This window comes from Legionella parisiensis, from assembly GCF_001467945.1.
In the GTDB taxonomy this organism is placed as follows: domain Bacteria; phylum Pseudomonadota; class Gammaproteobacteria; order Legionellales; family Legionellaceae; genus Legionella; species Legionella parisiensis.
Map to the genome: position 1 here is coordinate 2,488,553 of NZ_LNYQ01000013.1, position 13,445 is coordinate 2,501,997.

Sequence of the window (13,445 nt, forward strand, 5' to 3'; positions counted from 1 at the left end):
GCGAAACGGAACTGTCATAAAGTTAAGAAACCAAGCGCTTGTCTGGCCCAAGGTAAACTTAACTTTATGACAGTCCTGTTCTGCACTCAAGCTACGTTTTAAGATGGGCATAGCCCTGTTACAAAATTCTTTATTCAGGAACAGTTATGAAATTTACCGATCTTTTTATCAAGCGGCCTGTACTTGCCATGGTAATTAGTTTGCTCATTTTTCTTTTTGGTATTAACTCCATTTACAACATGCAAATTCGCCAATACCCCCGCATGGATAATACAGTAATTACCATTATGACCGCTTACCCGGGAGCAGATGCCGATCTTATTGCGGGCTTCATTACTTCCCCCCTAGAAAAAGCAGTGGCCAGTGCAGAAGGGATTGATTACATGACCTCTTCAAGCACACAGGGTTTAAGCACGATTACCCTGAATATTAAATTAAATTTTGATCCGCAAGTGGCCTTCACTGATGTAATGAGTAAAGTGCAACAAACATTGAACCAGCTTCCTAAAGAATCCCAACAACCGGTTATATTAAAAGCATCAGATAGCTCCACAGCATTGATGTACATCAGTTTGGACAGTACAGAAATGACACCGCAGCAAATTACGGATTACGCAACTCGTGTCGTACAACCACAATTACAAACTGTAGATGGGGTGGCTAAAGCAGAGATTTTAGGTGGAGCAACTTACTCCATGCGCATTTTCCTTGATCCAATTAAAATGGCTGCCCTGGGCGTTTCTCCCTCTGACGTTTCTATTGTACTTGCTAAAAATAATTTCCTCACCGCCGCCGGAAATACTAAAGGCGAATACGTAGCTATCAGCGTCACTGCAAAAACAGATCTGAATGACACCACACAATTTGACAATCTGATTGTTAAAAGCGACAAAGGTTCTATAGTTCGTTTGCACGATATTGGCAGAGTCGAATTAGGTTCACAAGACTATGATACCTCGGTAACTTTCAATGGAAAAAAAGCTGTATTCATATCGATTACCCCCACACCCACAGCAAATCCCCTTACTGTAATCAGTGATGTAAGAAAAATACTTCCATCAATTATCAAGGAGTTTCCGCCATCACTATCAGGAACAATAGTCTATGATGCCACAGAATTCATTAGAGCATCTTTGGATGAAGTGACCCATACCATTATTGAAGCTGGCCTAATTGTTATCGTAGTCATTTTTTTATTCTTGGGATCTATTCGCTCAGTATTTATTCCTATTGTCACTATTCCCCTCTCATTAATTGGGGTATGTACTTTGATGCTTATCCTCGGGTACAGCGTCAATTTACTTACCTTACTTGCTTTTGTTTTGGCCATTGGTTTGGTAGTTGATGACGCGATTGTGGTCGTCGAAAACGTTCATCGACATATAGAGGAAGGAAAAAATCCTTTTGACGCAGCAATGATTGGGGCTCGAGAAATAGCCACCCCTGTTATTGCAATGACTATTACACTTGCTGCTGTATATGCCCCTATTGGATTTATGGGAGGACTGACTGGTGCATTATTCAAAGAATTTGCTTTTACTTTGGCCTGCGCAGTAATCATTTCTGGAATTATCGCGTTAACCCTCTCCCCCATGATGTGCTCAAGAGTGTTATCTAAAGAGATAAGCAGTGGTAAGTTTGTTCATTTTCTCGATAATTTTTTTAATAAGCTCAAAGTAAAATATCAAAATGCTTTGCATAGTTTGCTGAACACTCGGGTAATTATGTTATTTTTTGCAGCGGTTGTTATACTCATGCTGCCTTATCTCTATACTCATACTTCAGCAGAAACAGCCCCCGATGAAGACCAGGGCTTCTTTTTCGTCATGGCGATGATCCCTCAATATGCGACACTTAATTATATTGAATCCTTCACCAAGCCATTTGATGACATTTATAAAAGCTTCCCTGAAACAGAAAATTATTTTACGGTAAACAACAGCAGCCAAACCATCTCAGGAATGGTATTAAAACCATGGAATCAACGCAGCAAAAGCCAGTTTGCTTTAAAACAACCATTACAAGATAAATTATCACAAGTTGCGGGCTTAAATGCTTTTGCAATTGTTCCTCCTCCTCTTCCGGGCGGAGGAGGCGGCACACCAGTACAATTCGTCATCAAAACAACAAATGACTTTCAAAGCTTACTCGATGTTTCCAATAAACTTACCGAAAAAGCCCGAAAAAGTGGTTTGTTTATTTACGTCGATAATTCACTCAAATTCAATAAACCACAAATTGTATTGGATATTAATCGCTCCAAGGCTTCAGAAATGGGGTTAGATATGCAGGCAGTAGGAAGCAGCTTAACCAGTGCTTTATCAGGCGGTTATGTGAATTATTTTAACCTAGAAGGACGCAGTTATCAGGTAATACCCCAATTAAGCCGCTCATTTCGGATGACTCCCGAGCAATTGGGGCAAATATATGTCAAAACCATTAATGGCACCATGGTCCCTCTTTCAACAGTTGTCACTGCCAAAGAAAAAACCGCACCTAACGCAGCGTCACATTTCCAACAGATGAATTCAGCAACCATTCAAGCAGTAATGATGCCTGGAAAAACCTTAGGCGAAGGTCTAGCATTCTTACAAAATGCTGCCAATGATACTTTACCTAAAGGTTTTTCCTCTGATTATGGTGGTGAGTCAAGACAGTTTATCCAAGAAGGAAGTGCTCTGCTCTTTGCATTCGTTTTTGCAATCATAATTATCTTCTTGGTGCTTTCAGCTCAATATGAAAGTTTTCGTGATCCGTTAATCGTTTTAATCAGTGTGCCCATGTCTATCTGCGGCGCTTTAATTCCTTTGAATTTGGGTTTGGCAAGCATCAATATTTACACCCAGGTCGGCTTAATTACTCTCATTGGGTTAATTTCTAAACATGGAATTTTAATCGTTGATTTTGCCAATCACTTACAACGTGAAAAAAATCTGGATAGGCGAGCAGCAGTGGAAGAAGCTGCTGGAATCAGATTGAGACCCATTCTCATGACGACTGCTGCGATGGTGTTTGGTGTATTCCCTCTCTTGATTGCCAGTGGCGCAGGTGCAGTGAGTCGTTTTGATATAGGACTTGTGATTGCAACTGGCTTGCTAATCGGAACCGGATTCACTCTGTTTGTAGTTCCTACTCTATATACATACATTGCAGAAGATCATCGATCCAAAAAATCTGAGCCTCAGTTTGATGAGGCAAAAATTCCAGATGTTCAAGTACCTACTCATAATCATTAAAAATAATAGCCTGGGTGAGGCGTAGCCAAACCCAGAATAATTTAAATAGCCCCAACATAGCACTGTCTTAATATTAAAATTAACCCTAGTTGCCTAACTTTAGGCTTCCAACCTTTGTAATCAATTTCAAATTTCTTATACTTCATGTAAGAGAGAATCATTATAAAGGGTAAAATCGTGGCGCCTTTTAAACGAATGAACTTAAATTTAATCTTGCATCTGGATGCTTTATTAACCGAAAAAAGTGTAAGTGGGGCTGCTGCTAAAGTATTCGTCAGCCAACCTGCAATGAGCTCTTCTTTGAAGTTACTTAGAGAACTATTTAAAGATCCGCTCCTCATTCCTGGTAAAGGGGGATACTTTCTTTCTCCAAAAGCAAAAGAATTACAACCTCAATTAGAACAAGTAATGTTTGATTTAAGAAATATCGTGCAACCTAGTGAACGATTCGATCCCTTTCATTCAAAGAGATCATTTAAGATTGCTTTACCTGATTATGTTGAATTAATCTTATTGCCTTCCTTAATTTCAGCTCTTGAAAAACTACCCCATATTGTTATTGAAACCACTATTGAATCAATGGCAGATAACCCGCTTCTGTTTGTTGATGATAATGTAGATATTGCCATTGGGGCCATTAATGAAAATTCACTCCCTTCGCAGCTTAAAGCAGAAAAATTATATGAAGAAGAAATTATTTGTTTTGCGAGCCAAAATAATCCACTCATAAACAAGCCCTTATCTTTAAAGGATTATTTGACCTGTAAACATATTGCCTTTAGTTTTAATCCAGCAAGATACAGTCATTCAGCGGAATATTTACATAAAAGAAAAAAAGTACGCAATGATATGCTCTTTGTAAAAAATATTTTGCCCGCGATTTTTGCAGTAGCCAATTCAGACACAGTTATTTCCACAGCCCCCAGTTTTTTAATTAATATTTTTTCAGACCAGTTTCGTTTAAAAATGCAACCTCTACCGTTCAATCTGGAACCAACCCCGATTTACCTTGTAATGCACAGCAAGAGTCACTATGACGAAGGAGTGCATTGGTTATCCAGATTAGTCAGTTCGAGCATTAAAGATTTGAATAAGTGGTAAATACCTACATGTTTTAAACATGCAAGTCGTTTCAAACTCCATCAGAATTATTGCTGATAGAACAACGTCCGTAAGTCGCTCATAAGAAATTTGTATACCTCGCATATAAATAATCAATTTTTAATAAACATTCAAAGTTTATATCATGCCCATAATGGTTAATTAATCATCAATTATTCGTATCATAATTCACAAGGTCATAAAAATGAAATTTTCCACGCATGAAGAAAGAATGCAGCATTCACAAGCCAAGTTAATCCCGCAAACTCTCTGGGATAGACTTTTTTTTAAAGAGCTTCCTGACTATTTAATCCCCTTAATGCAAGAAAGTGATCTTGATTTATTACACGTGTTAATAGATGACTTAAAACCTGGGGCATACCCCCTCTCCTTCTTTAAAAACCAGTTGCTTTGTGTATGGTTTGGAATTGCGCTCAGTCATCCTGAATTTAATTCGGAAACTCTTCAGCATATAGGAGATAGGTTAGGTATGACGGATGAATTGATGTTTCAAGCGGCAGTTTTATTGGGGAATGATCATTATTTTAAGGATTTATTGACAAAATATTCTACACAATCATTGCAAGATATGATTGCAGCGAATAATTATGATGTTTTTATCCAATCTGCCAACCATTGCCATTTATCAATCCTTCAATACTTAGTCGAAAAAGTTCCTGAAAAATTGCAAGAGATGATTGCCTCTGAGAATTATCTCGCTTTTAGACTCGCTGCAGAAAATGGTCATTTATCGATCATTCAATTTTTGATCGAAATAGCTCCAGAAAAATTGCAAGAGATGATCGCTTCTGAGAATTATCTTGCTTTTAGGCTCGCTGCAGAGAATGGTCATTTATCGATCATTCAATTTTTGATCGAAATAGCTCCAGAAAAACTGCAAGAGATGATCGCGGCTCAGGATTATTTCGCTTTTAAACATGCTGCAGCAAACGGTCATTTATCAATCTGTCAATTCTTAGCCGAAAAAGCTCCTGAAAAACTGCAAGAGATGATCGCGTCTCAGGATTATTTCGCTTTTAAATATGCTGCAGCAAACGGTCATTTATCAATCTGTCAATTCTTAGCCGAAAAAGCTCCTGAAAAACTGCAAGAAATGATCGATGCCGATAACTATTTCGCTTTTAGCTACGCTGCAAATAAGGATCATTTATCAATTCTTCAATTCTTGGCCGAAAAAGCACCTGAAAAACTGCAAAAGATGATTGCGGCTAACAACTATCTCGCTTTCAAACACGCTGCAGCAAACGGTCATATATTAATACTTGAATTCTTAGCCGAAAAAGCTCCTGAAAAACTGCAAGAGATGATTTCAGCTATTGACGGCAACACTTTTAGCAGGGCTGTCCAAGAATGTCATTTATCAACTCTCCAATTCTTAGCTGATAAAGCTCCGGAAAAACTGAAAGAGATGATTTTTGAAGCTGCTGACAGGAACACTTTTAGCTGCGCTTTCCAAAAAAGTCATTTACCAGTTCTTCAATTCTTGGCTGAAAAAGCTCCGGAAAAATTTCAAGAAATAATTGATGATAACATCTTTTCCATTTTTCATCGCACCATAGAAAACGAAAGTTTATCCGTCCTTCAATTCCTGGCTGAAAAAGCTCCTGGAACATTTCAAGAAATGGTTACAAATTACAGCATTTATATTTTTCTTTGGGCTACTTCAATACAAGATCCACTTCCTATTATCAATTTCTTCCTGTCCCAGGCCAATGGCTTTGCCTATGCCGAACAGCACCAGATTGAGTATGGTAAATATGTTACTCCCTTTGTGACAAAAAAGCTTACTGACCTTCAGGTCCAGAAAAATACCGTCGAGCAAGAAAATGCTTATGCAGTATTTGATATCACTTCCCCTGAGGAAGCAAAACTCCTATTTCATGTCTTAAGAAATCTCATCAGACAAAATAACCCAGCGCGAAGAGATGATATTTTACTTTTGCTAAGTATTCCGTCGGTGAAAGCATTAGCCCATACCGAAGTGACACCTCATCAGCCAAACGAATTGTTGCGTCTTGCTCTCAGCTTAGGTAATGAAACTGCAGCTGAACTCTTATTAGGGATTCCCGCCGTGCGAGAGCTTGCCGCACAAAATAACTTTTACCGCACTGAACAACGCGGTGGACTGGATTTGCGTGCCCTGGCTCGAAACAGAGAATCTGCAATGACTGCCCTGACTCAAGGTGAGCAAAAACGCCTGGAAAAAGCCATCACACATTATCAACCTATGCTCCAACAGGCAGGTGTATCTTTAATCATGGAGGAGTTATATGCCATGCTCGCACAACAATATGAACAAAATCCAGCAGCCATCACTATCGAGCATCAAGGCAAACAAACCATTATAAGCCTACCCCTGCGCTGGGAGACATTACAAGCTCTTCGTCTCGATGTATCAACCTATCAAGATGCTCTGAAAGCCTACTATCAACATAAAGCACATTCCGCGTGGCGTTATTTATCCAAACCTAACCCCTGGATGCACGAACATGCCAGTTATGTCTATGTTAATCCACATAACATCACCGAAAAGTGGTCCACCTTTGAAGAATACCAATCACTCATCAGCATGCTTTATTTAGCGGTACTAGATAAAACAATCCCATGTCTTGACCATCATACCTTTGAATCAAGATTGGAACACTTCATCGATGAGCTCGCACTCATTGGACGCGCACATAACTGGGACAAAACCCGCATCATCGCTGATGTCGACGCAAACCATGTCACTGAAGAATTTGATGATCTTGAGGGCGACAAACCAAGTTGCTTTTCAGGGGTGAAACGCCGTTTATTCCAATCAGTACTTGGTCATCCTTATTTTATTCTTCTTACTGCGGACCTCATCAAACAAGAAATTTGTGAATTTGTCCGCCAGCATTTTAAAGACAGCATTCATGATACCAATCGTGACGCCATTAAAATCGCCTGGGAAAAAGGGATCCTATTGGAAGAGAGAACGAATGAAGATTGGGAAGCCTTAAAATCTATCAATATCAGTCATGAACAATTGGATGCCTTTATTCGTTCATTAAAAAATAAATATGAGGAAGAGCAGATATGCTCCTTTATACCTTATATCCAGAATAAATTTGCTCTGAATAATGACAAGGAGTATGAACGGGCGCATCTTCTTAAATTCGGCTACCTCCAGCTTGCAGAACTCCTCGAAGCAAAGAGCCAGCAAAATGATGAAAATCAAAGTGGCTCACAAGGACTCAATCAATTTGGTCTGTTTGCTGCAGCAGAGTCCTCAACCTCAGATCAAAATATTCAGCAATGCCATATGGTTAATTCTAATGAAATTTGAAAATACTCGCATGTTTAAACATGGAAGTCCTTTAATAAGTAAGTATAGCAACTGCCTTGAAATACAATTCATGGCAGTTGCTATAACAATATCCCCTAAATTAATTTAAACACCGAGTATTGTTGCCCTTATTAATTCAACTTACGATGGAATTTGTGATAATATTTCGTCTTTTATCAGTACAGGTTTAATCATGGATAAAATCTATTCCCCTGAAGCAATTGAAAAAGCATGCTATAAAAATTGGGAAAATCATCATTATTTCCAACCTCATGGTGACGGTAAAAAATATTGCATCATGCTTCCTCCTCCTAACGTCACCGGCAGCCTGCACATGGGACATGGTTTTCAGCATACGATTATGGATGCGCTGACCCGTTATCATCGGATGTTAGGTGATAAAACTTTATGGCAACCAGGTACTGACCACGCAGGAATTTCAACGCAACTTGTTGTTGAACGTCAGCTCGAGGCTTCAGGAATTTCGAGAAAAGATCTTAGCCGTGAACAATTTTTAGAACGCGTTTGGCAATGGAAAAATGAATCAGGTAATACCATCACGCAACAAATGAGACGTTTGGGTGCTTCTGTGGACTGGAGTCGCGAACGATTTACCATGGATGAGGGATTATCAGCTGCCGTACAAAAAGTATTTGTGCAACTCTATGATGAAGGACTAATTTACCGTGGAACCCGTTTAGTGAATTGGGATCCTAAATTAGGTACTGCAGTATCTGATCTTGAAGTGCTTTCTGAAGAGGAAGATGGTTTTCTCTGGCATATTCGCTACCCAGTAGTTAACTCTACTGAATCGCTTATTGTAGCTACCACCCGCCCCGAAACCATGTTAGGCGACACAGCAGTTGCTGTACATCCTGAAGATCAGCGCTTCAAACATCTAATTGGGCAACAGGTTCATCTCCCTCTTTGTGATAGGACCATCCCCATAATCGCTGATGAATATGTGGATAAAGAGTTTGGCAGTGGCTGCGTTAAAATTACACCTGCCCATGACTTTAACGATCATGAAGTAGGTAGACGCCATAATCTTCCTGTTATCAATATCTTAACTAAGAAGGCCTCTATTAATAAAAATGCCCCATTAAAATATCAGGGTATGGATCGATTTATAGCTCGGGAACAAATTGTTAAGGATCTGGAAGAAGCAGGCTTATTGATTAAAACAGAAGCACATAAGTTAAAAGTACCTCGTGGCGAAAAATCACATGTCATTATAGAGCCCCTATTAACCGATCAATGGTATGTAAAAACTCAACCCTTAGCTGAGCCAGCAATAGCAGCTGTGAAAAATGGCGAAATTCGATTTATTCCGGAAACCTGGAGCAAAACATATTTTCAATGGATGGACAACATCGAAGATTGGTGTATTAGCCGTCAATTATGGTGGGGACATCGAATACCTGCATGGTATGATAGCAATGGTAATGTCTATGTAGGGTACAGTGAAAACGATGTACGTTTTAAATACAAAATTAAAGATTCAACGGTGCTAAAGCAAGATGAAGACGTTTTAGATACCTGGTTTTCTTCGGCACTTTGGCCTTTTTCAACTCTGGGCTGGCCTGAACGTACTCCTGAATTAGAACAGTTCTACCCCACTTCAGTACTCGTCACTGGCTTTGATATTATCTTTTTCTGGGTTGCTCGTATGATTATGATGGGCTTAAAATTTACTGGAAAAATTCCTTTTAAAGAAGTCTTTATTACTGGATTAATCCGAGATAGTGAAGGACATAAAATGTCCAAATCTAAAGGTAATGTGCTTGATCCTTTAGACATTGTTGATGGGATTGATCTCGAATCACTTATTGCAAAACGAACTTCTAATCTGATGTTACAATCAGTTCGTGACAAAATAATAAAAAATACCCGTAAGGAATTCCCTGAAGGCATTAGCGCCTATGGTACAGATGCACTTCGCTTTACCTATTGCTCTCTGGCATCTACAGGTCGTAATGTACGCTTTGATATAGGCCGAGTGGAAGGTTACCGTAATTTTTGCAACAAACTGTGGAATGCTGCGCGTTATGTATTACTCAATACCGATGAGGAGCAAGTAGAGTTTGATGATGGAGCGTTTCAGTATACCCCAGCAGATCAGTGGATTTTATCTCGTTTGCAACGCACTATAAGCAAAGTACATCATTATTTTGAAACGTATCGATTTGATTTGTTATCAAACACGATTTACGAATTTGTATGGCATGAATATTGCGATTGGTATCTGGAATTATCCAAGCCTGTATTCCAAGACGAACATGCATTGAGTGCTTTAAAACGAGGAACTCGCAGAACCTTGATTCACGTTCTTGATCGAATTCTTAAAATGTTGCACCCTTTAATGCCATTCATTACAGAAGAAATTTGGCAACGTACTACAAAATTAACCAGTGATAATGGTTCAAGCATTATGGTTAGTGCGTATCCTCAAGTAAATCCTGAATTTATCAATGAAACCATTGAGGATGAGTTGGAATGGTTAAAATCAGCGATTCAAGCCGTCCGCACCATACGTAGTGAAATGTCGATCTCACCCGCTAAGCTTATTCCGCTTTATATTCGTAATATCACACCGGTACTTAAAGAGAGAGTGGAAAAGTATCAGCATACTTTAAAAGCGCTGAGTAAATTAAGTCAAATTCATTATCTTGCAGCGGATGAAAAAGTACCTGTATCTGCAACTGCGGTATTGGGTGACATTGAATTACTCATTCCTATGGCTGACTTAATTGATAAAGATGCGGAATTGGGGCGTTTAACAAAGGAATTAGCCAAATTAGATAAAGACATTGGGCTTGCTGAAGGTAAGTTAAATAACCCTAAATTTACTGATAAAGCACCTGCAGAAATTATCGCTAAAGAACGTGAAAAATTAGCGCAAGCTCAACAAACTAAGGAAAAGCTACTCCAACATAAAACTCGAGTAGAATCACTTTAAATATGTAATTGGCTTCATTCTATAAACCTAAATCACGCCAAGCAAGATTTAGGTTTTCTTCCAGATTATTTCCTGGCTGCAAGCCAGCCAGGTTACATTCGGCTTAGATTACGAAATTATGAAACTGAATCGTTTCTTTTTCCAACGACTCTATGAGTTATCCACCAAGCAAGTAATAAAGTAGATAAAACGCCCAAATACACACCTATATTTTCCCAGCCTGGACCGACTAATTGCAAAGCATCCGGACTTTGAAAAATTGAAAAAGGAATTGCAAGCAAAACATCCATAATTGCAGAACCTGCAACCAAACCACAGGCAATCAAAGTCCCTCTTTGTATTCGGATGATTGCTTCTTCTTTAACAGGAGTAGTGCGTTTCAAACGTTTTTTAACGAACAATGCAATCATACCGCCAATGAAAAGTGGAAATGAGGAAGAAATTGGTAAATACATTCCTATAGCGATTCCTAAAATGGATAAATTTAAATAACGCTGTAATTTGAAAATATAATTGAGAAAAATAATAATCAGAATAATTGCAGAACCTATGAACATCATGGCCCAAGGTAATGAATTTCTGAAAACAGCTTCCGTAATAGCAGCCATTAAAGCAGCTGTTGGTGCAGGCAAAGATTGACTTATATCCATGTTAGAATGAGGCATTACTCCTGCAATTCCATACACATTAAATAACAATTGCATTACAGGAGGAATTACTATGGAAGAAATCACCACACCCAACAACAACATCAATTGTTGTTTCCATGGGGTCGCCCCGACAAGCTGTCCCACTTTGAGATCTTGGGTATTATCATTCGCAATCGCCGCAATGCCGGTAACTACAGCGCCAATAATAATCGTAATTGCCTCAGCTGCCTGAATTTGTTGCGGGCTTAAGGGTAGTGGCAATAAATGATCAATCGCGACTAACAACAACCAGGCAGCAAAAAGCATTCCTGAGATTACAACCGAACTCCCAGGACTTGCCGTAACCCCAACCATACCTGAAAAATAAGCAGTAATAACCGAAAAAATAAACCCTATAAATAAGACATAAAGTACAGCAAAAAAAACTAGTGTTGGTGAGTATTGATTATCCAATCCTACTTGTCCTAAAGGAAGAACAAACTGAAAAAATAGAAATAAGATTGCAGCAAATATACCAGTTCCTATCAATATATAAGGTAATGGGATATCTTTATCAATTCGCGGCAGCTCAGTATCAACCTTTCCCCCTTTGGACATATATGCTTTCAGTGAAGTATGAATACTTCTAGATAACGGTTTAACTAATTTTAAAAAAGTCCAGACCCCTGCAAACAACATAGCACCTATTCCCAGATAGCGCATTTCGCTGTTCCATAAAAATGTTGCAGCTTGTTCTGCAGTGTAATGATTTACAAATTCAGGATTAAAATGGCTGACAACAGGCAGTGCTACTAACCAAGAGATTATTGCTCCCAAAAAAATACTGATCGCCATATCATGGCCAACAAGATAACCAGCACCGATCATCGTAGCAGAAAAACCAGCGCCAAGGCCAAAGAGCGATCGTTTTACCACGAACCAATATCCCCAACTGTTAGCAATTACTTTAAATCCAGTTTGGAATAATTCAATAAGTGCACCTACCGCTCCCCCAATTAATATATCCCCAATGCCTGCTTTTTCAACAGAAGATTTTAATACCTCCGCAATTGCTCTTCCCTCGGGGAATTTTAAAGATTGATCATGGACCAAAATACGACGGAGCGGAATTGAGAATAATACCCCTAAGACTCCGCCACAAACCGCAATAAAAAAATTGGTGAAGTAATCAAAATGGTTCCAAAAACCAATAATAATCAATGCAGGGATTGTATAAACAATTCCTCCTGCAACTGCTTCACCGGCAGATGCTGCGGTTTGCACTGCATTATTTTCAAGAATGGTAGAGTTTTTAAAAAAGCGCAAAATACCCATAGAAATAATTGCAGCAGGAATGGATGCAGAAGTCAAAATCCCCAGCTTCAAGGCAAGATATGCATTAGACATGGCCAACAAAACAGTCAGTATGATTGCAAGAAAAATCACTCGAAAAGAAAGTTCCGCTACATTTTTATCAGCAGGTATAAAAGGAATATCAGCCATTAACGACCCCAAACACTATGCATTATTTCAGGATTGAGTAAGGATGAAATTTGTGACAAAGGTATTTTTACCGTCTGCGGACCATAAACATAAGCAGCAACCTGGTATGTATCAAAAATAATATTTATTCCATTTGAGGAAAAAGACCAAATCTTATAATTTTTATCTATTGGCTTCGTACCTTCTTCAATCCATTTCTTGTCCGAAAAATTTTTATCGGCAGCAATTTTTTTATAGCTGAAACTGGCAATAGGTTTTAAATAATTCACTTCAGGGCGAAATAAATCAGATAAATCAACTTGACGGCCATTAATGAAATTTAATATAGCCACCGTATTTGACGGATGTGCAGCTCCTCGGTGATAAATTGAAATATTAAAGGAAACACTTAAGGCATTTTTCGTTTTATAGGGCAAAGAATAAGTAATATGTACACCTGATTTGCCTGGCGCATCAGCAGGAATATCCGTATCACTAGCAATTTCTTTAAAAAAACTTTTCTTGGTTTTTTCAATAAAATCCTGTATTGCAGCATTGATGCGTGGATCTTTAAATTCTTGGGGGTATTTAATATCAAGAATATAAACGGGCGTCTCTTTTTTAATCGATACCGGATTTACAGCCCACACAGCGAAAGAACTTACGATGACACATAAAGAGAAAATTGTTTTTATTGGATTTAACAT

6 protein-coding genes are annotated in these 13,445 nt (G+C 38.7%); 4 read left to right on the forward strand and 2 right to left on the reverse strand.

All coding sequences use genetic code 11. The annotated features are described in order from the left end of the window. Positions 1–146: 146 nt before the first annotated feature. The 4 genes from Lpar_RS17140 (at position 147) to Lpar_RS17155 (ending at position 10,627) form a co-directional block, all read left to right on the forward strand. Positions 147–3,236, forward strand: coding sequence for an efflux RND transporter permease subunit (locus Lpar_RS17140; protein WP_058518977.1), 3,090 nt, complete (start codon positions 147–149; stop codon positions 3,234–3,236). A gap of 174 nt (positions 3,237–3,410) precedes the next feature. Next, positions 3,411–4,337, forward strand: coding sequence for a LysR family transcriptional regulator LelA (gene lelA / locus Lpar_RS17145; protein ID WP_115341221.1), 927 nt, complete (start codon positions 3,411–3,413; stop codon positions 4,335–4,337). A 205-nt stretch (positions 4,338–4,542) separates the two neighbouring features. Next, complete coding sequence (locus Lpar_RS17150; protein ID WP_058518978.1) at positions 4,543–7,668, forward strand: ankyrin repeat domain-containing protein; 3,126 nt, start codon at positions 4,543–4,545, stop codon at positions 7,666–7,668. Between the two features lie 193 nt (positions 7,669–7,861). Then, positions 7,862–10,627, forward strand: coding sequence for a valine--tRNA ligase (locus Lpar_RS17155; RefSeq protein ID WP_058518979.1), 2,766 nt, complete (start codon positions 7,862–7,864; stop codon positions 10,625–10,627). A gap of 116 nt (positions 10,628–10,743) precedes the next feature. On the opposite strand, the gene Lpar_RS17160 is transcribed toward Lpar_RS17155, so the two are convergent. Next, complete coding sequence (locus Lpar_RS17160) at positions 10,744–12,759, reverse strand: OPT family oligopeptide transporter (protein WP_058518980.1); 2,016 nt, start codon at positions 12,757–12,759, stop codon at positions 10,744–10,746. Next, complete coding sequence (locus tag Lpar_RS17165; protein ID WP_058519316.1) at positions 12,759–13,445, reverse strand: DUF3298 and DUF4163 domain-containing protein; 687 nt, start codon at positions 13,443–13,445, stop codon at positions 12,759–12,761. Before Lpar_RS17165 ends, Lpar_RS17160 begins: the two co-directional genes overlap by 1 nt.

Coding starts and splice junctions, on each gene's coding strand:
- Lpar_RS17140 (WP_058518977.1), top strand. CDS start 147: ATGAAATTTACCGATCTTTTTATCAAGCGGCCTGTACTTGCCATGGTA.
- Lpar_RS17150 (WP_058518978.1), top strand. CDS start 4,543: ATGAAATTTTCCACGCATGAAGAAAGAATGCAGCATTCACAAGCCAAG.
- Lpar_RS17155 (WP_058518979.1), top strand. CDS start 7,862: ATGGATAAAATCTATTCCCCTGAAGCAATTGAAAAAGCATGCTATAAA.
- Lpar_RS17160 (WP_058518980.1), bottom strand. CDS start 12,759: ATGGCTGATATTCCTTTTATACCTGCTGATAAAAATGTAGCGGAACTT.
- Lpar_RS17165 (WP_058519316.1), bottom strand. CDS start 13,445: ATGTTAAATCCAATAAAAACAATTTTCTCTTTATGTGTCATCGTAAGT.